The organism is Enterococcus sp. PF1-24 (genome assembly GCF_029893325.1).
Lineage (GTDB): Bacteria > Bacillota > Bacilli > Lactobacillales > Enterococcaceae > HY326.
The window spans coordinates 89,412-111,900 of sequence record NZ_JARXWL010000004.1 but is presented as its reverse complement, the minus strand read 5'-3'; the positions used below and the strand labels follow the sequence as shown (position 1 = coordinate 111,900).

Below are 22,489 nucleotides of genomic sequence, written 5' to 3'. Positions count from 1 at the left end.
CTAAAAGCTTGATTTCTATGGTTAACAGCTGTTAGAAATTAAGCTTTCAGACATTTATCTGCTGGAATGAAAAAATAATAGGGAGTAAACTGATGCCTCAAAAAACGAAACAAACCCCCATGATGGAACAATATTTAAGCATCAAGGCACAATACCAGGATGCTTTTTTGTTCTATCGTTTAGGAGATTTTTATGAAATGTTCTATGAAGATGCGGAGCAGGCTTCGCAAATTTTAGAGCTAACTTTAACTAGTCGTAATCGGAATGCGGATGATCCGATTCCCATGTGTGGTGTGCCTTATCATGCGGCGGCGGGTTACATTGATACTTTAGTAGAAAAAGGTTATAAAGTTGCCGTTTGTGAGCAAATGGAAGATGCCAAAGCTACTAAAGGCATGGTGAAACGTGAAGTTGTTCAATTAATTACCCCGGGAACAGTGATGGATAGCAAAGGTTTAGCCGCGAAAGAAAATAATTTTTTGACGAGTATTGCAGCGGGGACTAACGGTTTTGGTTTTGCTTATGTGGATTTATCAACAGGTGAGTTGCATACGGCTTTCTTAGCAGATGAAGAAAGTGTCATGAATGAAGCTACCGCTTTGCAAACGAAAGAAATCGTGTTAGGCACGGCTATTTCTGATAAATTACAACAAGCTTTAAGCAGTCGCTTAAATTTAGTTTTCTCTAAACAAGAAACCATCAGTGAAAATGCCGAGTTTAGCTTTTTAACCAGTGATTTAACCAATGACTTGCAAAAAGAAGCAACGGGAAAGCTATTAACTTATTTATCAGAAACGCAAAAACGTAGCTTATCCCATATTCAAAAAGCTAGCGAATACCAACCAGATCACTATTTAAAAATGGATTACTATTCTAAGTTCAATTTGGAATTAAGTAAATCCATTCGAACGGGCAAAAAACAAGGAACCTTATTATGGTTGTTAGATGAAACGAAAACCGCGATGGGTGGCCGTTTATTAAAACAGTGGTTAGATCGCCCCTTAATTCAAGAAGCGCAAATTCACAGTCGTCAAGAGCAAGTGGCTGCTTTAGTGGAAGCTTTCTTTGAGCGTAGCGATTTACAACAAGCTTTGACGAAAGTTTATGATTTGGAACGTTTAGCTGGCCGAGTGGCTTTCGGGAGCGTCAATGGTCGTGATTTATTACAACTGAAAAATTCTTTACAACAAGTGCCGCAAATTCGCAGCTTGATTGAAGGGATTAATCAAGCGGGTGTTTGGGATCCGTTATTGGTTGATTTAGAGCCGATGGAAGATTTGGTGCAATTGATCGAAGATGCGATTAACGATGAAGCACCTTTACAAATCACGGAAGGCAATATTATTAAAGATGGTTTTAATGAGCAATTAGATGAATATCGGGAAGCCATGCGCAATGGTAAAAGCTGGTTAGCCGAACTGGAAGCCAAAGAACGATCTGAAACCGGCATTAAAAATTTAAAAGTCGGCTTTAACCGGGTATTCGGTTATTATATCGAAATTACCAAATCCAATTTAGCTAATTTGCCAGAAGGAAAATATGATCGCAAGCAGACATTGGCAAATGCGGAACGCTTTATTACGCCAGAATTGAAACGCTTGGAAACGTTAATTTTAGAAGCTGAAGAAAAATCAGTAGATTTGGAGTATCAAATCTTTTTAGCGATTCGAGAAGAAGTTAAAAAAGCCATTCAACGTCTACAAAAATTGGCTAAATTAATTAGTAGTGTAGATGTTTTGCAAAGTTTTGCAACCGTCAGCGAACGCTATCAATATGTGCGCCCTAATTTAGTGGCTAATCGCCAAGAGATTACCATTAAAGAAGGCCGCCATCCCGTGGTGGAAAAAGTTTTAGGTCATCAAGAATATATTCCGAATAGTGTTGAAATGCACCCGGATGAAATGATTTTATTAATTACCGGACCGAATATGTCAGGTAAGAGTACTTATATGCGGCAATTGGCGTTAACCGTCATTATGGCGCAAATTGGTTGTTTTGTACCGGCAGAATCAGCGGAATTGCCGATTTTTGATCGGATTTTCACGCGGATTGGTGCCAGTGATGATTTAATTGCTGGGCAAAGTACCTTTATGGTTGAAATGATGGAAGCCAATCAAGCCTTGCGTTATGCAACGCCGAACAGTTTGATTTTATTTGATGAATTAGGTCGGGGGACAGCAACTTATGATGGCATGGCTTTAGCGCAAGCAATTATTGAATATATTCATAGTAATGTAAAAGCGAAAACCTTGTTTTCAACTCATTATCATGAATTGACTGTTTTAGATCAACAATTACCAGCCTTGAAAAATGTTCATGTAGGAGCGGTTGAAAAAGACGGTGAAGTAGTTTTCTTGCATAAAATGATGGAAGGTCCTGCTGATAAAAGTTACGGGATTCATGTGGCTAAAATTGCCGGTATGCCCCAAGCACTGTTGGAAAGAGCGGCAACGATTTTAGCCAGCTTGGAAGCTGAAGGAGCTAATGTTGATTTGACACAGTCAGCACCTGCTCTCAGTCAAAACGCTGATGAACCGCAACAGTTGTCTTTATTTAATGAAACTTCTACGGAAGAACAAGCAGTCGTTGCTGCTTTACGGCATTTGAATTTATTAGAAATGACGCCAATGGATGCTTTGAATAAATTATATGAATTACAAAAACAGCTTTAAAGAGCTAACTGATTGAAGAAAAGAATGGTGGTGGCACAATGGGGAAAATTCAAGAGCTTTCAGAACGTTTAGCCAATCAAATTGCGGCTGGGGAAGTGGTAGAACGGCCAGCTTCAGTAGTTAAGGAATTGGTGGAAAATGCGATTGATGCTGGTGCGACACAGATTGATATTATTTTAGAGGAAGCTGGTTTACGCCGCATTCAAATTACTGATAACGGGGAAGGTATTGCAGATGATGACGTGGAAAATGCTTTTAAACGGCATGCCACAAGTAAAATTCATAACCGTGATGATTTATTTCGGATTCGAACCTTAGGTTTTAGAGGGGAAGCTTTACCGAGTATTGCTTCAGTTTCTGAGTTGGAAATAGAAACCGCAACGGCGACCGGCAAAGAAGGTTCTTTTTTGAAGTTAAAAGGCGGTGAAATCTTGGTGCATCAGCCCGCACCTTTACGACAAGGCACAAAGATTACCGTTAGTAATCTCTTCTTTAATACGCCTGCCCGCCTAAAATACGTTAAAACTTTACAAACTGAATTAGCTAATGTGGGAGATATTGTTAATCGCCTGGCATTAAGCCACCCGCAAATCGCCTTTCGTTTAGTTCATGAAGGCAATAAAATGTTAACGACTACCGGCAATGGTGATTTAAAACAGGCGCTGGCAGGGATTTACGGAATGGCTACCGCCAAAAAAATGTTGCCTATTTCCGCTAAAGATTTAGATTTTGAAATTAGCGGTTTTGTTTCTTTACCTGAAGTTACTCGCGCCGGACGCAATTATTTATCAACGATTATTAACGGCCGCTATATTAAAAATTTTGCCTTAAACAAAGCGATTGTTAATGGTTATGGCTCTAAATTAATGGTGGGGCGTTATCCGATTGCAGTAATTGAAATCAAAATGGACCCCTTGTTAGTCGATGTAAATGTTCATCCAACTAAACAAGAAGTTCGTTTATCTAAAGAAAAAGAATTAATGATTTTAATTAGTGAAAGCATTCGGGAAGCGTTGCAAAAAGAAACTTTGATTCCTAGTGCGGCTGATAATTTACGTTTTAAGAAAAAAGTCGCTGACCAACCTAAAGTTGAGCAAATCGAAATGGAGTTAACCACTTCAACTGATATAACCCCAACTAAAAAGCCAGGAAGTTTAGGCTTTGATCCGCAAACTGGCAATTTCTTTGTGAAACCAGTGGTAGAGCAGAACGAAATACCTGCAAAAGCTGCCCCTTTACAAGTGGCAGAGGAGTTACCTGCCTTTGAAACGGCAGAAAATCCAACTAAAGCAGTTGTTGAACCAGAAACAGCTCCAGTAGTTAGTAATGAGGAAGAGCGGGTGGTGGAAACCGAAGTTACACCACCAACCGCTCCAAGTGAACCAGGGCTAGCTGTTGCCGAACATACTGAGTTTGATTTTACTTCGAAAAAAAATTCATATTTATTAGAGCAGACTTTAAATCGTTTAGCTAAGGAAGAACCCGTGGCGGCGTTTCCGCTGCTGGAGTATTTCGGACAGATGCACGGAACTTATTTATTTGCGCAAAGCCAAGCAGGTTTGTATATCATTGACCAACACGCAGCTCAAGAACGAATTAAATATGAATATTATCGTGAAAAAATCGCTGATGTTGGCGATGATTTGCAAGAATTACTGTTACCGATAGTTTTAGATTATCCTAATAGCGATGCCTTGAAGTTGAAGGAACAAACAGAACTTTTAGCAGAAGTTGGTATTAATTTGGAGGAATTTGGACAAAATAGCTTTATTGTTCGCAGCCATCCGACTTGGTATCCATCTGGCGAAGAAGAACGAATTATTCGGGAAATGATTGACATGCTTTTATTAACCGGCAGTGTCAGCGTGAAAAAATTCCGAGAAGCCACCGCCATTATGATGAGTTGTAAACGTTCGATTAAAGCCAATCATCATTTAAATGACGCCCAAGCCAGAGTTTTATTAGCTGATTTAGCTAAATGCCAAAATCCTTACAACTGTCCCCATGGTCGCCCTGTTTTGATTCATTTCACCAACGGCGACATGGAACGCATGTTTAAACGCATCCAAGACCCACATTGATTAAAAAAAGCACTTGCCGTTGTTCTGCTGGTGAGTAAAATGCATAAAAATCTGTATCTTAAATTTTAGTTAGGAAGAATAAAAATGGAAATTATTTTAGCTTCGCAATCACCCCGAAGAAAAGAACTATTAGCTCGCTTGGTACCGGAATTTACAGTCATGCCAGCTGATATTGATGAAACTGTTCCGGCTGGCATAACGCCAGTTGCTTATGTAGAAAAAATGGCAGCGGAAAAAGCTGCGGTTGTTAGTGAAACTCATCCAGAAGCATTAGTGATTGCTAGCGATACAATTGTTGTTCATCAAGATAAAATTTTAGGTAAGCCGGTTTCCGAAGTCGATGCTTTTCAAATGTTGCAGGGGATGAGCGATGCAACCCATACGGTTTATACCGCAGTTGTTTTGCAAAAGGGAGCGCATAAAGAAGCTACTTTGTCCTCAGCGGAAGTCACTTTTTATCCTTTAACGACAGCAGAAATTAATGCTTATCTAGCAACTGGTAAATACGCGGATAAAGCTGGCGCCTATGGAATTCAAGAGCAAGCCAGCGTTTTTGTAAAAGAAATTCATGGCGATTATTACAGTATTGTTGGCTTTCCAATTGGTAAAGTAAATCAGATGTTAAAGCAATTTTAAAATGAAAAACGAGTAAAATCTTTCGCGAATGAAAGATTTTACTCGTTTTTGTTTTACTTGATTTATTTAATTAAAGCTTCAGCGATATTTTCTTTTGCTTGAACAGCGCCCGTTTTAGTTAAAGTTAAATTTTCTACCCGGTCACTATTTGTTAAAGCGACAATAATGTCAGTTGCTTTGCCAGCCTCAATAATCGCAGCGCGATTCATTTTTGCTAACAAAGTATCTGGGGTTACTTGTTCACCGACATTAACTTTTACCGTAAAAGGTGCGCCTTTTAATTCAACAGTATCTAAGCCCATATGAACTAAAATTTCTAAGCCGGCGGGTGTTTGAATGCCAATTGCGTGTTGCGTTTCAAAAATGGTGGTAATGACACCGTTAACTGGCGCATAAACTTCATCAGCACTTGGTTGAACTGCAAAACCGTCACCCATCATTTTTTGAGAGAACACTGGATCGGCAACTTCGGTGATTGGTAAAACAACACCGTCAGCGACAGCGAATAACATTTCAGTTGTTGCAACTTCATTTACTTCCGCTGGCATTTCAACTGTGAAATTATTAGTAGGTGCTTCACCAACGGGAGCCACGGATAAATTACCGATAGGATCAATTTTATTTAAAGCAGCGACCCGTCTGAAAATAATTGTGAAGATAAATGGTACGACAATCGCAATTAACATGGCAACCGCAAAGGCTGGCATATCTTTTGGTCGAATGGCTAAAATTCCTGGTAAACCGCCGACACCAATTGCATTTGAACGAACCCCCATCAGAGTTGAAAACATACTTGCTAATCCTGAACCTACCATTGCAGCTACGAATGGATAGATATATTTCAAGTTGATCCCGAACATCGCAGGTTCAGTAACTCCCAAATAACATGAAATAGTTGCTGGGATTGAAACTTGCTCTTCTTTTTCGTTACCTTTATGCAAGAAGATAACAGCTAAAACCGCCGAACCTTGAGCGATATTTGCTAAAGCAATCATTGGCCAAAGATTTGTTGAACCAAAGTCAGCGATTAACTGAGTGTCAATAGCGTTGGTCATATGATGCAGACCGGTAATAACTAGTGGAGAATATAAGAAGCCAAAGACAGCGCCAAATAACCAGCTTAATGATGATGTTAACCCACCATTAACAATTCCAGAAATCCAATTACCGATTGCCCAACCAATCGGGCCTAAAATCACATGAGCGGCAAAAATTGTTGGTACTAAAGAGAATAGTGGTACAAAAATCATTGAAATCGCTTGGGGAATATGTTTCCTAAAGAAAATTTCCAAATAAGCTAACAAGAAACCAGCTAACATAGCAGGGATAACTTGTGCTTGATAACCAATCATATCAATTTGCGCAAAACCAAAATCCCATTGAGGAATTTCTGTTGCTCCAGCCACGGCATAAGCATTTAATAATTGCGGTGAAACTAAAGTAATACCAAGAATAATGCCGAGAATTTGCGTGGTGCCCATCTTTTTAGAAATACTCCACGTAATACCTACCGGTAAGAAATGGAAAATCGCTTCCCCTGGTAGCCATAAGAAATGGTTAACGCCGCTCCAAAATACTGAAGATTCAACAATTGTTTGGCCGCCTAAAAAGCCAAATTGAATTCCTTCTAAAACATTACGGAAACCTAAAATTAACCCACCGACAATAATTGCTGGAATAATTGGAGTGAAAATTTCGGCTAAAACGCCAATTACACGTTGCAACAGATTTAAATTTTGTTTAGCTGCTGCCTTCCCTTGTTCTTTTGAAACGCCTTCGATTCCTGAAACAGCTGTAAAATCATTGTAGAAAAGTGACACATCATTACCAATAATAACTTGAAACTGACCGGCATTTGTAAACATCCCTTTAACACTGTCGATATCCTCGATAGCTGCTTCATTGGCTTTTGTCGGATCGTTTAATACGAAACGCATTCTTGTTGCACAATGAGAAACGGCGGCGATGTTATCTTTGCCTCCAATTTCCTTTAGCAGCTTTTCAGCATCTGCTTGATATTTTCCCATAGGTGAAACCCCTTTCTGTTTTACTTGTATACACAAGTTTTTAACTTCGCCAATATCATACCATCATTTTTTATTTTTTGCAAGCGTTTCATATGGTCAAAAAGAAAAATTTTTTATTTTTCCGTTAGGAAGATTTTTCTTGGTGTCGACCTTGCTGATGAGATTTTTAGCTTCAACTTATAGAAGATTGTTGAAGTTATTAGCAAAGATGTGTTTGTGAGAAATATCAGTTGAAAAAAGTAAGCAGATAAATTATAATTACGGTGACGTGTATAGACAAGTTTTTAATCTATTAAAAAAGCCGAAGGAGTAAGCTGATGAATTTAATTAAATTATCAAAAGAAGCGGGAAGATTTTTGCTAGTAAGTGAAAGGGAAAATTTCAGTTTTCAAGAGGATCAAGTGGGTGAGGTTATCGAAAAATTACAAACAACTGAAGAAAATTATGCTGGTATCCTAGCGATTTTAGCTACAGATAGTCAAGAAAAATTACAAACTAGTTTTAAACAAGTAGCAAAAACTTTTTCCGAAAAACTAAATTTACCTTTAGTAATCACGGAAAACGCTGATTTTGCTGAAGCGACTTTTTTTGAAGCAGCTGAGAAAAATAGCTGGACTTTTGATTATTATGGCTATGCAGCTAGTAAAGATGAATATTCAGTGGAGTCGTTGTTAACAACCGGTAATGGTTTTATTGGCTTACGGGGAACGACGCCAGAAATGATGATTAGTGATGACTGCTATCCAGCGACTTATTTGGCAGGTTTATATAACGAAGCTGTTTCTGAGGTTGAGGGACAAGCGATTACTAATGAAGATTTTGTGAATGCTCCTAATTTACAATATTTAACAGTAGTTGTTGATGGTGAAAAAATTACCTTTGCTAAAGAACAAGTCAAAGAATTGAGTAGATCATTAAATACAAAAACTGGTCTTTTAACTAGCGAAGGAATTTTAGCAACAGCAACTGGTAAAGAAATGTTGATTACTACGGAAAAGTTTGTCAGCATGGCTAATCGTCATCAATATGGCTTAACTTATCAAATCACGCCACTAAATTTCCAAGGAGAAATTGAAATTATTTCTGAAGCTGATGGGGAAGTTTATAATTATAATGTTGCCCGTTATCGTAGCTTAAATAGCCAGCATCTAACGATTGAAGAGACGATAGCAAATAAAAATCAAGCCCGCTTAGTTGCTAAAACAAAACAATCACAAATGCAAATTATTCAAGAAAGCAAATTGTTAAGTTCACAAGCTTTACAGTGGGAAAATCAAGTGACTGCTACAAAAGTTATTCAAAGGGCACGGGCTTTTGTGACGCCTAATCAACCTGTCAAAGTTGAAAAACTAGTTTTTATCGATTTAGTGACTGATGAACTTGAAGCAGCTGCAATTAGCGGCGTAGCTGAGTTAAATGATTTTGCAACAATGCTGCAAGCGTCCGTCGTTGAGTGGCAAAAATTATGGCAAACGGTCCAGATTCAAGTGGCTGGTGATAGCATGTCACAAAAAATGTTGAATTTGCATACGTATCACTTGTTAGTTTCAGGTTCACCTTTAGCGGCTGGCGATTTAGATGCTTCTACCACGGCACGAGGTTTGCACGGAGAAGCTTATCGGGGACATATTTTTTGGGATGAATTATTTATTTTACCTTTCTATATTTTGCATTTTCCTGAAACTGCTAAAGCTTTGTTGATGTATCGCTATCAGCGTTTAGCAGCTGCTAAAAGTGCGGCAAAAGAAATTGGTTTTGAAGGCGCGATGTTCCCGTGGCAATCCGGCGTGGATGGTAGCGAGCAATCACAGGCGTTGCATTTAAACCCGATAAACGGCGAGTGGGATGAAGATCATAGTCGTTTACAACGGCATGTTTCCTTAGCGATTGCCTATAATGTTTGGTTGTATTTTGAAAATACCCATGATTTAGCGTTTATGGAAGCTTATGGTTTAGAATTGTTGTTAGAGATTGCTAAATTCTGGTTGAGTATTGCTACTTATGATGAAAACACACATCGTTATTCAATTGCTGGCGTGATGGGTCCTGATGAATTTCATGAAGCGTATCCTTATGCTGAAAAAGGCGGCTTAAAGGATAATGCCTACACAAACATGATGGTTGTCTGGTTATTTGAAGAGTTACAAAAATTATTGACTGAGCTAACACCGCAAGTATTAACAAATGTTCAAGAGAAAACGAATTTTACTACAGAATTAATCGCTAAAATGAATCAAATGATGCATCAATTGCATTTAGAAATTAATCAAGAAGGAATTATCGCTCAATACGAAGGATATCTTGATTTAAAAGAAGTCGATTGGGATTATTATCGTGAAAAATATGGTGATGTTTATCGGATGGATCGTTTGTTGAGAGCCGAAGGGGAAACTGCTGATGCTTATCAAGTGACAAAACAAGCTGATAGCTTGATGATTTTTTACAATTTTGATAAACAACGAATTGACCGCATTTTAAAAGATTTAGGCTACCAATTACCAACCGATTATTTAGAGAAAAATTTAGATTATTATTTAGCGCGAACTTCCCATGGTTCAACATTATCTCGTGTGGTTCATGGACAATTAGCGACGATGGTCAATAATAAAGAGCTTTCTTGGCAATTATATCAAGAAGCTTTATATTCTGATTATCAAGATATTCAAGGTGGGACTACGGCAGAAGGGATTCACGCGGGCGTGATGGCGGCCACTTTATACATTACCTTAACTACTTATGGCGGGTTAGATATTCGCCAAAAAGAACTGCATTTCCGCCCTAATTTACCCGAACAGTGGCAAGGATTAACTTTTAAATTTGTCAGAAATGGTGTTGACTATCAAGTAGCTTTAACTAAAGAGGCTTTTAAAATTAAGGCTAACCAAGATAGTAAGATTTTTGTAATGGAAGAAGAATTTGAATTGCTTGCTGATACTTGGCAAACAATCACTTTAAAATGATAAGGGAGAATTGAAGGCATATGAAAAAAGGGTTTATTTTTGATTTAGATGGTGTGATTACCGATACCGCTAAATTTCATTATCTAGCTTGGGAAAAAACGGCAGCTGAATTAGGGATTGAGATTGATTTGGTGTTTAATGAACAACTCAAAGGCATCAGCCGCATGGATTCTTTAGAACGAATTTTAGTTCATGGAGGAAAAGCGACGGAATACACTTTGACAGAAAAAGAAAAATTAGCAACTGAAAAAAATCAAATGTATGTTGAGTTATTACAAGATTTAAGTGCTGAAGATTTATTGCCAGGAGTAGCTAGTTTTTTGAAAAAGGCGCAAGCCAAAAATATTCCTTGCGCCATTGCTTCAGCTTCAAAAAATGCCCCTTTCATTTTAGAAAAATTAGGGGTATCTGGCTATTTTAAAGGGATTGTTGATCCTGAAAGCTTAACAAAAGGGAAACCAGATCCAGAGATTTTTATTAAAGCAGCAGAAATTTTAGGGATTCAACCACAAGAGGCGGTTGGTTTTGAAGATGCACAAGCCGGAATTATCGGCATCAAAGACGCTGGCATGTACGCAGTGGGAATTGTAACAACAGAAGCTTTGCCGGGAGTTGATGAAACGGTTAGCCGTTTAGATGAACTGAATATTGATGAGTTACTTACGAAATAGCTGAAAAAAGTTACCCTATCTAAATTTAGATAAGGTAACTTTTTTATTTGTAATCACTTAACTTTCAACACTTTCCAGGTAGCCAACTTCGGCTAAATCATAAGGAGTATCGCGATAAATCAGCCAATGTAAGCCCAAAATCATACACCGTTGAAAATCAGAAACAAAAGCAATCAGCGGGCGATTTGGCTGTTGCGCTAAAATTTGATTTTCGGTAATTTCCTTTAATAACAAACTTTCCGCTACTGGACTGGTGATAATAAAGCACTTAGGAGCGATAGCAGCATTATAAAAAGGAATAATTTCCGCTAAGCGCGTAGCTAATGCTTGGCCGGTTTGCGGTAACAGCTGGTTAATAAAGCCTGGTAAAAATTTGGCTTCACCAGCTAAAGCTAGATTGCCTTCAATTAGCTGATTGTGGGCAAATAAAGTGATTCCCGGCATACTTTTCAAAGGATAATATAAGCCAACATAAGTTTCTTGCAGGGAAAGCTTTTCCGCAAGGCAATAGCCGATTGTTAATAGATGAGCATCATTTTGAACGAAAACTGGTATATTAGCAATTTTTTGAATTTCTGCTTGAAAATGCCAGCCGTTAAATTTTTCAAACCAGCTAGATTGAACGACATCATTAGCGACTTTACCAGGGAAAAATATGCCAATCTGCTGAACTTGAGGATTTGCTTGCAATTGTTGTTGAGTGATTTCTAAAAAGCGCGGTAAACTAATTTGCGAAAAATCAATGATTTCTTTAGCCGCAATTTTGCCAGCTAAATTAGTCACTAAACTTTCGATGATTAACTGACCTTGTTTTTCGCGAATACACAACAGTAGATTTTGTTCTTTTTCGTAATTAAAATGGTAAGCAACTGCCGGCCGCCCCATCTCTCTTTGAATAATTTCCCCTTCAAAAATAATTTGTTTTTCTAAAAGTTCTTTTAATAAAGATTGAATGGTCACCATGCTGATGCCGGTTTTTTTGACTAAATCAGAAGCAAATAATTTACCAGCTTGAAAAAATTGTTGCTGAACTAGCAAAAGATTATTTTGGCGAATGATATTTTTAGCGTTTTTGGTAGCCATAAAAGCTTGCCTACAAATATTTCGCTAAAGCTACCGCGATGCCATCTTCTAAATTGCTTAAAGTAATATCATCTGCTAAAGCTTTTAATTCTTCAACGGCGTTGCCCATCGCCACACCGATACCAGCATATTGAATGATGGATTGGTCATTGTGGCCGTCCCCGAAAGAAATTAAGTTTTCGGGATAAATCCCTTGTGTTGGTAAAATCGTATCTAGGGCGTTAGCTTTATCAATACCTTTGTCGGTAAATTCAAAGTAGACAGGGGCAGAAAAGGCGCCGCAAACTTCATCCGCAAATGGTGCGCTAATTTCTTGATAAACAGCTTGTAAATATTCTGGTTGACCAGCAATTAAAATTTTATTTAGAGGGAAAGTTGTAAAAGCAGCTAAATCATCAATTTCACACAGTTTGAAATTGCCACCGCGAGATTCATATTGAATAATATTTAAGTCGGCAGTTTCTAAATGTAAAATATTATTATAGACATTGTTTACATACATATAGTCATCTTTGTTAATCATAGGGATGACATCGAATTTTTTCGAATGTTCTAGAATGCTTTGACAAGTTTCAACACTCATGGTTTGGTTGAAAAGAATTTCTTGCGTTTGGCAGTCAGTTACCATGGCGCCGTTGTAGGAAACGATTAAGCCAGCATATTTTGCCATCTCTAATTCCTCAGCTAAGTGAAGCATCCCAGTAGTTGGACGACCAGAAGCTAAAATCACTTTAATACCGTTTTTTTGGGCTTGAATTAAAGCTTCCTTCGTTTTTTGTGAAATCTTTTTTTCATCATTTAATAAAGTTCCATCAAGATCTAAAACAATTCCTTTAATTGACATCTTATCAAATCCTTTGCTATTAGTTAAAAACATTAATTAAGTAACTTAATTATATAGAGAGCAGCTGTTTTTGTAAAGAGAAAATTAGCGTGAGAGCACTGATTGAATTTGCTAATCAAGGAAATTCCCTTTATAATAAAGGATAAATTAAGGAGAATGGGGAGCGAAATGAATAAATTCAACGAAATTTTTCTGGATTTGGAAAAACGAATTATTGCCGGGGAATATAAGCCACAAAGCTTGTTGCCTAGCGAAAATCAGCTGATTAAAATTTATGGTGTTTCGCGAGAAACCATTCGTAAAGCGTTAACGCTGTTAACCAATGCCGGCTATATTCAAAAAAAACAAGGTAAAGGTTCAATTGTGTTAGATTTAAATCGTTTTGATTTTCCAATTTCAGGTTTAACTAGCTATAAAGAGCTGCAAGAAAATCAACATATTCCTAGTCAAACGATTGTGGTGGAGCTGGGGGAAGTTTTAGTAACGAAAAAATTAGCGGATATTACTGGTTGGCAAGCAGGCACGGAAGCGTGGAAACTGATTCGTCAACGAGTAATTGATGAAGAAATTGTGATTTTGGACCGCGACTTTTTATTAAAAGATGTCGTGCCGACTTTACCAAAAGAGCGAGCGCAAGATTCTATTTATGAGTATTTTGAACAAGATTTAAATTTGGATATCGCCTATGCTCAAAAAGTGATTACCGTGGAAGAAGCCAGCGAAGAGACGCGGGAGTTAATGGATTTAAAAGAAGATACTCACGTAGTGATTGTCCGCAGTTTAGTTCATTTGGAAGATACCCGCTGTTTTGAATATACGGAATCCATTCACCGTTTAGATAAGTTCCAATTTGTTGAATTTGCTCGCCGTAGAAAAAACTAATTATCAAAGTCATTTTATCTATTAAAGATTAAAATGACTTTTTTATGCTGAGTGGCTCTTTTTAAGTGGAATTTGTGCTAAAATAAGAACGTATGTCCATAATTGTAGTTTTGAAAGGAAAATTAAATGTACGAATATCTAATTGGAACCATAACTTATGTCAGTCCGCTATATTTAGTGTTGGAATGTCAGGGTATTGGTTATCAAATTGCGATGGGAAATCCTTATCGTTATAGCAGTAAAATCAATCAAGAAGTGAAAATTTATCTCCATCAAGTGGTGCGAGAAGATGCCCAGTTGCTTTATGGGTTTAATAATTTAGAAGAAAAACAACTATTTTTAAAATTGATCAGTGTTTCTGGTATCGGTCCGAAAAGTGCATTAGCAATTATGGCTAATGACGATCATAGCGGCTTAATTAAAGCGATTGAAACCGATCAAATTACTTATTTAACCAAATTCCCTGGAGTGGGTAAAAAAACTGCTCAACAAATGGTGTTGGATTTAAAAGGTAAGTTAGGGGAATTAGTTGGCGATATGCCATTATTGACAGCCGCAGCTGAATTAACTGGTGAAAACTCTGCTTTGGCAGATGCTTTAGCGGCACTATCGGCTTTAGGTTATGGAGATAAAGAAATCAAACGAGTGAAAAAAGAACTGACTGATTTGCCACAACAATCAACAGATGAATATTTACGTCAAGCTTTGAAATTGATGATGAAAAAATAAATGATCTTGCATTTGCTTGGAAAAGAGGTGTCTTATGGAAGAAGAACGAATTGTTTCGCCGGAAACAACTGAAACAGAAGAAATGTTAGAGAAATCTTTACGCCCACAATATTTAGGGCAATATATCGGTCAAGATAAAGTAAAAAAAGAATTAGGTATTTATATTGAAGCCGCCCGAAGCCGCCAAGAGTCGTTGGATCACGTTTTGCTTTACGGACCACCAGGCTTAGGGAAAACCACCATGGCGATGGTGATTGCCAACGAGATGGGGGTTAACATTCGCACCACCAGTGGACCGGCGATTGAACGGCCGGGAGATTTAGTAGCGATTTTGAATGAGTTAGAGCCTGGCGATGTGCTGTTTATTGATGAAATCCATCGTTTGCCACGAGTAGCAGAAGAAATGCTTTATTCGGCGATGGAAGATTTTTATGTGGATATTATGGTTGGTCAAGGAACCACTGCTCATCCGGTGCATTTTCCGCTGCCACCATTTACATTAATTGGCGCTACCACCCGTGCAGGCATGCTGTCAGCGCCTTTAAGAGATCGTTTCGGGATTATTTGTCATATGGAATACTATGACGACCAAGATTTGAAAGATATTGTTTTGCGAACTGCGGATATTTTTCAAACAGAAATCGTGGAAACCGGTGCTTTTGAAATTGCCCGTCGCTCGCGAGGGACACCGCGAATTGCCAACCGTTTATTGAAACGAGTGCGAGATTTTGCCCAAGTTCAAGCAGATGGCGTGATTAATCGGGAAATCGCTGATCAAGCCTTAACTTTGTTGCAAGTGGATAAAGCTGGTTTAGATTATGTGGATCAAAAATTATTGAAAACCATGATTGAACTTTATCGCGGGGGGCCAGTTGGTTTAAGCACTTTATCGGTTAATATTGGTGAAGAACGAGAAACGGTGGAAGATATGTATGAGCCTTATTTAATTCAAAAAGGCTTTATCAAACGGACGCCAAGAGGTCGAGTAGTAACCGCTTTTGCTTACGAACATTTCGGCTTAACGCCTTTAAATGATTAAAAAATAGACAGCTAGCAGTGGTTTGAGCCACTATTAGCTGTCTGTTTAATTTTTAGGCGTTAGCAATTGTTTCGTGGAGATTTTTTTGGTTATACAATTTGCGTAAATACTGATACAAAGCTAAAAGCTTGTCGTCATCAGCATAGTCTAGTAAATAAATTGGTAATTTCGGTTCGGTTTTGCTTAAAATTTGAGATGAGCTGATAACTAAATCATAATCGTAATTTCGTCGAGGTTGATAAAGTTCGCTATCAACAAATTTTAAATCATCTAAAAATTGATGTAAATCATTAACTAGTAAAAAATTATGCTCTAGTGCTAAGCCGACTTTTAAATTACTAGCAAAATCAACGCTATTAAAGTAAGGTAGCAAGATGTTTTTGTAAGATTCTACCAAGTCATTTTTTACATATTTGACAAAGGAATATTGATTTTTAGTCGCTGCTTCCGCAAAGAATTGGGCGATTTTTTCTTCTAAGATGATTTCCCAATTTTCTTTTTTATGAACAGGTGTAACTAAGGTTTGAATATTCGGGATTGATTGTTCCGTTACGTATAAAGTAAAACCAATATTTAACAGATTGCCTAAGATTAAAGGATTATCCAAAATTTGTGGTTGTTTACGGAATAATTCTTCTTTAGCGAAATTCAAAAATTCAGTGTTTAAGCTGTAAATTGGGTTCGGTCTGACTGAAAAATCATAAAGTGTTTGTTGCAAAGAAGTTTCATCTTTAATCGTGTAAAAAGGTACGTAATGGGATAAGAAAAAGATAAAGCTGCTTTCCGCTTGTTGCTGTTTAGCAGTTAATTCAAAAGCGTCGGAAATTAAGTTGGTACGCTTGAAATCATAATAAGAATTATTCTTCATTAAGAAATTGTAGCGTTTATCGTATTTGACAAAGTTTCCTTGTTTAATGCGGATTAAGTATAAAGCCGCAAAATAGTGAAGTTCAATATTTCCAAAATAACTTAAAGATAATGGGAAATATTCAGAAACTTTATGAATCAAATCGTTAACTTGTTTCTGATCGACTTTTAAAGGCAACTCTAAGCCGCGAGTCCCTAGCCAAATCAAGTTAAACAGCATCACCCTGACTAAACGTTCATCACCTACCAAGTTAGCTTTCGTATAAGTTAAACGCAAATTATACTGTTGCAAATAGTTTTTCAAATTTTCCATTTTGCGAGAAACAGTGGAACGGCTGACTTGATATTTTTCACAAAAATCAACAACATTTGGTTTTTCATCATTTAGTAAATATAAAATGAATTGAAAAGGTACACTTTTTTGCAGTAAATAGTAGCGATATTCATCTATAGTACAATCGAGCTGTAACGCGTTAACTTTGCCGGCACCCATCAAGATATTTTCGTGATTGGGTTTCATTTCTTTTAATTCTGCTTCGATTGCAGTTAATTCAATCACAGCTTGTTGGTAGTTTAAATTGAAATCTTCAGCAAGGTGTATTATCGGGAAATTTTCTTGACTGATTTTCATCAAATAGCGAAAAATGCGAAAACGCAGCAAAGTTGGAGAATCCATCATTATTTCTTCATATAGCATAAGCTATCCCTCCATTCATTCTTATTTTAATTCAAAATTGTAAAGATGTCAGATGAAACGAACTGAGAATTTTTTATTTAGGATATTTTTACTCACTTTAACGTAATTTTTATGGTTTGTAAACACAACGATTCTGTTTTTTTAATATTATACAGAAAATGATTGGATTCCAATTATTTCTAAGTGTAAGTATCAAAAAAAGAGAGAAAATAATCAAAAATGAAAATTTCTCTCGTTTTTTTATGGAGTTATTTTTAGGGCTTTTCGCGAAAGGTTATGAAAAGCTTAAATTGTCGGATTGAGAATGCGTGAAAGAAAAGCTTTCGTTCTTTCGTGTTTCGGATTTCCGAAAAGTTCTTCAGCGGTACCTTCTTCAGCGATGACGCCTTGATCCATGAAAATAATGCGGTCAGAAACATCTCTCGCAAAAGCCATTTCGTGAGTAACAATTACCATCGTTAAGCCGGTGTCTACCAAATCTTTCATGGTCTTTAAAACTTCTCCCACCATTTCTGGATCAAGAGCCGAAGTTGGTTCGTCAAAGAGCATAACATCAGGATCCATTGATAAAGCTCGTGCGATGGCCACCCGTTGTTTTTGGCCTCCGGAAAGTTGACCAGGTTTCGCGTTAATAAAGCGTTCCATGCCGACTTTTTCTAAATTTTTAAGAGCAACTGCTTTAGCTTCTTCTTTTGAGCGTTTTAAAACGGTAATTTGCCCAGATGTACAGTTATCTAAAACATTCATATTATTAAATAAATTAAATTGCTGGAAAACCATACCTAAATGAGTACGATATTTTGGTAAATCATAACCTTTTTCTAGTACGTTGGTATCTTTATAAATGATTTTTCCGCTAGTCGGTTTTTCTAAAAGGTTAATGCAGCGCAACAAAGTTGATTTTCCGGAACCAGAAGAGCCGATAATCGTTACGACTTCTCCTTGTTTAACCGTAACATTTACGTCTTTTAAAACTTCGTTATCGCCAAAATTCTTTTTCAAATGTTCGATTTTGATTACTTCATTCATTGAAGATGGCCTCCTATTTCGTATTAAGGTATTAATTTTTCATAAGTTGTTTTTTCAGTTATTTAGCAGCTTCTTCTTTAACATAAGCGTTTGGCCCGTCGATTTTTCTTTCAACTAGTCGTAAAATTTGCGTAGCTGAAACGGTCATGACTAAATAGATAATTCCAATAATTGTAAAGGTTTGGAAGAATTGTAAGTTAGTTCCAGAAGCAGCACTTCCTTGGAAAAATAAATCTCCCACGCTAATTACGCTTAAAACGGCGGTATCTTTAATATTAATCACGATTTCATTACCAGTTGCTGGTAAAATATTGCGAATGACTTGCGGTAAAATGACTTTTAACATCGTTTGCCGATGATTCATGCCGATTGCTTGAGCGGCTTCGAATTGACCAGGGTCCACAGCGAAAATCCCACCACGGACGATTTCTGACATATAAGCGCCGGTATTAATCGAAACAATCAAAACAGCTGCCAAGGTTCGATTCAAATTAATGCCAAAAGCTAAAGCTAAGCCATAAAAAATGACCATCGCCTGTACCATCATTGGCGTTCCGCGGAAAACTTCAATGTAAATCGTTAATAAGCCGTTGCCAATTTTTTGCAAGAAACGTTTCACGGGATTTTCGGCTTCAGGTAAGGTGCGGAAAACACCTACCAATAAACCGATGCCTGTACCGGCGATAGTTGCAAATAAGGCGATAAATAAAGTTAAACCTGCGCCGCGTAAAAATAGTGTTCCATATTGACTGATGATTTGTTTGAAATCATCTAACAAGCTATCATCTTCTTGCGCACTAGCAGAAGGTTGCTCTTCAATGGCTGCATCCATTAAAGCTGTTTGTTCATCTAAAGAAATCGTTGCTAAAATTTCATTTACTTTAACTAAGTCGGCGTCGTTTTTCCGCATACCTACGGCTACTTGTACGTCTTCTGGATTGGTTTGAAAACCATTTGCTTCAGAAAATTCCACCATCGCTAAATTACTATTTACACTTGTTGCGGTAACTCCTTCAGGGCGTTCACTAACATAGCCATCAATAATTCCCGATGCTAAAGCAACTCGCATCGCTGAAAAATCTTTTTGAGCTTGTTCTTTTTTGACACCAGGAATTTGGTCGATTACCGTATAATGGAACGTGTTTAATTGAGCGGTAATTTTTGCGCCTTCCAAATCTGCCAGTTTTTCTGCATCTGCATACGGGCTATCTTTTTGAACCACCACTACTAAATGCGATTCGTAATAAGGGTCGGTAAAATCAATTTCTTTTTTACGTTCTTCAGTAGGCGACATGCCAGCGATAATAGCGTCGATTTTACCTGATTGTAACGCGGGTGCCAAGCCATCCCATTGAGTTTGCACGATGACTAATTCCTTATCAAGACCCTCAGCGATTTTTTTGGCAATTTGCACATCGTAGCCACCAGCGTAAGCGTCTTTTGAACCGAAAATCGGCACTGCCCCGTGGCTATCGTTAGTTTGCGTCCAGTTAAAAGGGGCGTAGCCAGCTTCCATCCCGACTTTGAATTCTCCTTCAGTAGCAAAGGCTGGAGTTGCTATAAATAAAGTGGTCATTAGTGCAGTGATAAAAGTTAAAAATTTCTTTCTCATGAAAATCCTCCTTAAAGTATTATTTTTCCCTACATTGCTAAGGTTAATTGATTTTTTGAAAATAAAATGCACCCCACAAAGATAGTAGGGTGCATGATAACGCACACCTCATCAATCCATAGCACAACTTAGCATTTCTGCTAAGACAGTCCGCAAATTATTGATTTGCGTCCCAACATAAAAGTTAAGAGCGAACTTTTACATTTCGGCGGCGCTGCCTAGACCTGCTTCATAGTAAGCTCAATACTCCACAGGGTTAATCAGAACCGCAACCTCTACCTCATGACTGAGGCAATGAATATTTAATTTTTAGTAGTAATCGAAGTGTATAAGGAATTGCGGGAAAAGTCAACTTTTTTTATAAAAAAAGTTCTTTTTTGCTCGATATTTCTTGAGATTTTTCATCTGTTAAAAGATTTCATGATATAATAATTAAAGAAATTAACCTTCGTTAAAAGAATGCTGATAAAGTATTTCAAACACTACAAAAAAATAAAATAAATCACCAAAAAATGCGTACTTTTATAGAGAAAGCTAAAGGAGTTTATGATGGATAAAAATCAAATGTTAACCGCTGAAAGAGAAAAAGTAGATGCCATTGATAAAAAAATTGTTCAGCTGCTAGAAGAACGAATGGCGGCTGTAGCAAAAATTGCTGAAATTAAAGGACAAGGGCAAATTGAAGTTTTAGATAATAATCGGGAAGCAAAGGTGCTAAGCCAAGTAGCTAGCTATGTAAAAATGCCTGCTTATCAAGCAACGATTCACAATACTTTTGTGGATATTATGAAAAATTCGCGAGCTTTCCAACAAAAACAATTAGAGCAAACTAACTAAAAGCATTTGTTTGCAGCTAAGCAAGGAGTTGAGAAAATGGCTAATGGAGAAAATCGTCGTTTGATTATTTTAGAAAAATTAACCCACAGCGAAAAACCAATTAGTGCCAGTCGTTTCGCCAAAGATTTTGGCGTCAGCCGCCAAATTATCGTGGGGGATATTGCTTTGTTAAGAGCTGGAGGACAAGAGATTATCGCCACTGCACGAGGTTATTTGCTACAGCAAGAAGAAAAAGGGCTATTGGCGAAAATTGCGGTGCAACATGGACCAGATTTAGTGGCAGAAGAATTGTTAACGATTGTCGCTAACGGGGGCGAAATCATTGATGTGATTGTAGAACATCCTTTGTACGGTGAGTTACAAGGAGGACTGCATATTAAAAATCAGCAAGAAGTGACTGCTTTTTTAGATAATTGTCAAAAAAATTCAGCGGCCTTGCTTTCCCAATTAACTGCTGGCATTCATTTGCATACTATCCGCTATCAAAATCCCAGTGATTTAACCGCAATTAAAGCTGCCTTAGCTGAAAAAGGTATCTTATATCAAGAAAAATAAAGGAGTGAAGGGTAATGAAATCAGCAAGCGAGTGGATTAATGATTTACAATTAGCGCCACATACAGAAGGCGGTTATTTTCGGCAAGTTGAAAAAAGTCGTCAAAAAGTGACAGGAGAAAATGGGGAACGATCATTATATACTTCCATTCATTTTTTATTAACCGAAAGTAGTCCTTCTCATTTTCATCGCTTGAAAGCCGATGAAATTTGGTATTTCCACGCTGGCGCGCCGTTGTTGGTGCATTGTATTTTTCCTGATGGTCGCTATCAAAAGGTCGCTTTAGGAACGGCGATTGCTGAAGGACAACAATTAAGTTACTGTGTTCCTAAAGGCACGATTTTTGGTTCTAGTGTGGCGCGAGATTATGCTTTAGTTAGTTGCCTAGTGACGCCAGGCTTTGAAGATGCTGATTTTCAACTGTTTACCCAAGCAGAATTGTTAGCGGATTATCCGCAGCATGAAAAAATTATTCAGGCCTTAGCTTATGAAAGTTTGCCTAAGTAATAGCTTATTTATTATGAAACAAAGGAGTTTGTTGGATGAAAAAAAATCAGAATAGCCAGTGGACTAAGCTAGAAAAGCAATATCAGCTGCTTTTACATAGTCTTACAATTGTTAAATCACCAGTTTTTTATGTAAGTTCAGGCTTGATTTTAGCGATGATTTTCATCTTTATTTGTGTCAGACAGTTGGGGATGGCTAATGATAATTTCATGAAAATGGCTTTTTCTTTTTTAGGATTTCTGTTCGTGTTTTTAGTTTTTTTCGTAATTTTCAGCTTAGTATCATGGTTTTTAGCCAATAAGCTAGTTACTTATTTGTGGCAACAATATTGCGAAAAAATTGATGATTTGTTGCTTGGGATTTTTGAAAGAGAAAATATCCGGAAACAACGCCTGCAACCAACTTCTAAAAAATATGCGAAGCTTTTCATTCAGCTAGCTATCGACGAAAGCTATTGGTACAATGCAGATATTTTAATTTTTAGCTCGCCTAAGAAGCGGAGTTTATTTAAACAATTATTAGTTTATGACTTTTTTAAACAAGGGATACAAGCGTATTTGGAAGGTAAATATCAATTTGAAGTAGTTTATTCATATGCCGCTGAAAAAAGTTTTTACGCTGCTGTGAAGCCGAAAAAGAAAAAATATCAAACAAAAAAAGAGAATCTCCGTTGATTGCTTTAACTAATCTGGGAGGTTCTCTTTTTTGAGTAAAGAAGGAATTGAATTGGCTGTTAAATGTCAGAAAAATCAGAAAATACCA

General features: G+C 37.3%; 18 protein-coding genes and 1 riboswitch. Of the genes, 12 read left to right on the top strand and 6 right to left on the bottom strand.

The genetic code is table 11. From position 1 onward, the window contains the following. The first annotated feature begins 92 nt into the window (after positions 1-92). The 3 genes from mutS to M2139_RS03045 all read left to right on the top strand — a co-directional run bounded on the left by mutS (position 93) and on the right by M2139_RS03045 (position 5,389). Positions 93-2,672: a DNA mismatch repair protein MutS gene (gene mutS, locus M2139_RS03055; protein ID WP_280737466.1), complete on the top strand. Its 2,580-nt coding sequence runs from the start codon at positions 93-95 to the stop codon at positions 2,670-2,672. Positions 2,673-2,710: 38 nt separating this feature from the next. Beyond that, complete coding sequence (mutL, locus tag M2139_RS03050; RefSeq protein WP_280737465.1) at positions 2,711-4,753, top strand: DNA mismatch repair endonuclease MutL; 2,043 nt, start codon at positions 2,711-2,713, stop codon at positions 4,751-4,753. Positions 4,754-4,837: 84 nt separating this feature from the next. Beyond that, complete coding sequence (locus tag M2139_RS03045; RefSeq protein ID WP_280737464.1) at positions 4,838-5,389, top strand: Maf family protein; 552 nt, start codon at positions 4,838-4,840, stop codon at positions 5,387-5,389. 62 nt (positions 5,390-5,451) lie between these two features. Here the strand turns inward: M2139_RS03045 and treP are convergent, their stop codons facing one another. Beyond that, entirely contained in the window at positions 5,452-7,416 is a 1,965-nt protein-coding gene (gene treP / locus M2139_RS03040) for a PTS system trehalose-specific EIIBC component (RefSeq protein WP_280737463.1), read from the bottom strand. 317 nt (positions 7,417-7,733) lie between these two features. On the opposite strand from treP, the gene M2139_RS03035 reads away from it, so the two are divergent. Then, on the top strand, positions 7,734-10,376 hold the full coding sequence (locus M2139_RS03035) for a glycosyl hydrolase family 65 protein (RefSeq protein WP_280737462.1): 2,643 nt from the start codon (positions 7,734-7,736) through the stop codon (positions 10,374-10,376). Between the two features lie 20 nt (positions 10,377-10,396). Continuing rightward, positions 10,397-11,047 (top strand): beta-phosphoglucomutase, encoded by a 651-nt coding sequence (pgmB, locus tag M2139_RS03030; protein ID WP_280737461.1) that lies wholly within the window; start codon positions 10,397-10,399, stop codon positions 11,045-11,047. Between the two features lie 57 nt (positions 11,048-11,104). Here pgmB and M2139_RS03025 read toward each other — a convergent pair whose 3' ends face one another. Together M2139_RS03025 and M2139_RS03020 are read right to left on the bottom strand one after the other, a co-directional pair. Further along, a complete protein-coding gene (locus M2139_RS03025) occupies positions 11,105-12,130 on the bottom strand; it encodes an ROK family protein (RefSeq protein ID WP_280737460.1) in 1,026 nt (341 codons plus the stop codon). Between the two features lie 10 nt (positions 12,131-12,140). Continuing rightward, entirely contained in the window at positions 12,141-12,974 is an 834-nt protein-coding gene (locus M2139_RS03020; protein ID WP_280737459.1) for a Cof-type HAD-IIB family hydrolase, read from the bottom strand. A gap of 168 nt (positions 12,975-13,142) precedes the next feature. On the opposite strand from M2139_RS03020, the gene treR reads away from it, so the two are divergent. From treR to ruvB, 3 genes are all read left to right on the top strand, one after another. Continuing rightward, positions 13,143-13,856: a trehalose operon repressor gene (gene treR, locus M2139_RS03015; protein ID WP_280737458.1), complete on the top strand. Its 714-nt coding sequence runs from the start codon at positions 13,143-13,145 to the stop codon at positions 13,854-13,856. A gap of 126 nt (positions 13,857-13,982) precedes the next feature. Further along, a complete protein-coding gene (ruvA, locus tag M2139_RS03010; protein ID WP_280737457.1) occupies positions 13,983-14,585 on the top strand; it encodes a Holliday junction branch migration protein RuvA in 603 nt (200 codons plus the stop codon). 34 nt (positions 14,586-14,619) lie between these two features. Continuing rightward, entirely contained in the window at positions 14,620-15,624 is a 1,005-nt protein-coding gene (ruvB, locus tag M2139_RS03005) for a Holliday junction branch migration DNA helicase RuvB (protein WP_280737456.1), read from the top strand. A 52-nt stretch (positions 15,625-15,676) separates the two neighbouring features. Here the strand turns inward: ruvB and M2139_RS03000 are convergent, their stop codons facing one another. From M2139_RS03000 to M2139_RS02990, 3 genes are all read right to left on the bottom strand, one after another. Then, complete coding sequence (locus M2139_RS03000) at positions 15,677-17,188, bottom strand: helix-turn-helix domain-containing protein (protein ID WP_280737455.1); 1,512 nt, start codon at positions 17,186-17,188, stop codon at positions 15,677-15,679. A gap of 285 nt (positions 17,189-17,473) precedes the next feature. Beyond that, positions 17,474-18,217, bottom strand: a complete 744-nt coding sequence (locus tag M2139_RS02995) for an amino acid ABC transporter ATP-binding protein (RefSeq protein WP_280737454.1) — start codon at positions 18,215-18,217, stop codon at positions 17,474-17,476. Positions 18,218-18,275: 58 nt separating this feature from the next. Further along, positions 18,276-19,793, bottom strand: a complete 1,518-nt coding sequence (locus M2139_RS02990) for an ABC transporter permease subunit (protein ID WP_280737497.1) — start codon at positions 19,791-19,793, stop codon at positions 18,276-18,278. 147 nt (positions 19,794-19,940) lie between these two features. Beyond that, positions 19,941-20,115, bottom strand: a riboswitch (Lysine riboswitch). Between the two features lie 263 nt (positions 20,116-20,378). Between M2139_RS02990 and M2139_RS02985 the strand changes: the two genes are divergently transcribed. Genes M2139_RS02985 through M2139_RS02970 form a run of 4 tightly spaced genes read left to right on the top strand, consistent with a single transcriptional unit; the run spans position 20,379 to position 22,401 of the window. Beyond that, positions 20,379-20,666: a chorismate mutase gene (locus M2139_RS02985; protein ID WP_280737453.1), complete on the top strand. Its 288-nt coding sequence runs from the start codon at positions 20,379-20,381 to the stop codon at positions 20,664-20,666. 36 nt (positions 20,667-20,702) lie between these two features. Beyond that, positions 20,703-21,221: a transcription repressor NadR gene (locus tag M2139_RS02980; RefSeq protein WP_280737452.1), complete on the top strand. Its 519-nt coding sequence runs from the start codon at positions 20,703-20,705 to the stop codon at positions 21,219-21,221. A gap of 14 nt (positions 21,222-21,235) precedes the next feature. Then, complete coding sequence (locus tag M2139_RS02975) at positions 21,236-21,727, top strand: cupin domain-containing protein (protein WP_280737451.1); 492 nt, start codon at positions 21,236-21,238, stop codon at positions 21,725-21,727. Between the two features lie 35 nt (positions 21,728-21,762). Next, positions 21,763-22,401: a hypothetical protein gene (locus M2139_RS02970; RefSeq protein ID WP_280737450.1), complete on the top strand. Its 639-nt coding sequence runs from the start codon at positions 21,763-21,765 to the stop codon at positions 22,399-22,401. Positions 22,402-22,489 lie beyond the last annotated feature (88 nt).

What these genes read in the sequence shown, in the direction of transcription:
- ruvB (WP_280737456.1), top strand. Translation starts at nt 14,620, where the DNA reads ATGGAAGAAGAACGAATTGTTTCGCCGGAAACAACTGAAACAGAAGAA.
- mutL (WP_280737465.1), top strand. Translation starts at nt 2,711, where the DNA reads ATGGGGAAAATTCAAGAGCTTTCAGAACGTTTAGCCAATCAAATTGCG.
- M2139_RS03035 (WP_280737462.1), top strand. Translation starts at nt 7,734, where the DNA reads ATGAATTTAATTAAATTATCAAAAGAAGCGGGAAGATTTTTGCTAGTA.
- mutS (WP_280737466.1), top strand. Translation starts at nt 93, where the DNA reads ATGCCTCAAAAAACGAAACAAACCCCCATGATGGAACAATATTTAAGC.
- pgmB (WP_280737461.1), top strand. Translation starts at nt 10,397, where the DNA reads ATGAAAAAAGGGTTTATTTTTGATTTAGATGGTGTGATTACCGATACC.
- M2139_RS02995 (WP_280737454.1), bottom strand. Translation starts at nt 18,217, where the DNA reads ATGAATGAAGTAATCAAAATCGAACATTTGAAAAAGAATTTTGGCGAT.
- M2139_RS02975 (WP_280737451.1), top strand. Translation starts at nt 21,236, where the DNA reads ATGAAATCAGCAAGCGAGTGGATTAATGATTTACAATTAGCGCCACAT.
- M2139_RS02985 (WP_280737453.1), top strand. Translation starts at nt 20,379, where the DNA reads ATGGATAAAAATCAAATGTTAACCGCTGAAAGAGAAAAAGTAGATGCC.
- M2139_RS03025 (WP_280737460.1), bottom strand. Translation starts at nt 12,130, where the DNA reads ATGGCTACCAAAAACGCTAAAAATATCATTCGCCAAAATAATCTTTTG.
- M2139_RS03020 (WP_280737459.1), bottom strand. Translation starts at nt 12,974, where the DNA reads ATGTCAATTAAAGGAATTGTTTTAGATCTTGATGGAACTTTATTAAAT.
- M2139_RS03000 (WP_280737455.1), bottom strand. Translation starts at nt 17,188, where the DNA reads ATGCTATATGAAGAAATAATGATGGATTCTCCAACTTTGCTGCGTTTT.
- M2139_RS02970 (WP_280737450.1), top strand. Translation starts at nt 21,763, where the DNA reads ATGAAAAAAAATCAGAATAGCCAGTGGACTAAGCTAGAAAAGCAATAT.
- treR (WP_280737458.1), top strand. Translation starts at nt 13,143, where the DNA reads ATGAATAAATTCAACGAAATTTTTCTGGATTTGGAAAAACGAATTATT.
- M2139_RS02990 (WP_280737497.1), bottom strand. Translation starts at nt 19,793, where the DNA reads ATGACCACTTTATTTATAGCAACTCCAGCCTTTGCTACTGAAGGAGAA.
- treP (WP_280737463.1), bottom strand. Translation starts at nt 7,416, where the DNA reads ATGGGAAAATATCAAGCAGATGCTGAAAAGCTGCTAAAGGAAATTGGA.
- ruvA (WP_280737457.1), top strand. Translation starts at nt 13,983, where the DNA reads ATGTACGAATATCTAATTGGAACCATAACTTATGTCAGTCCGCTATAT.
- M2139_RS03045 (WP_280737464.1), top strand. Translation starts at nt 4,838, where the DNA reads ATGGAAATTATTTTAGCTTCGCAATCACCCCGAAGAAAAGAACTATTA.
- M2139_RS02980 (WP_280737452.1), top strand. Translation starts at nt 20,703, where the DNA reads ATGGCTAATGGAGAAAATCGTCGTTTGATTATTTTAGAAAAATTAACC.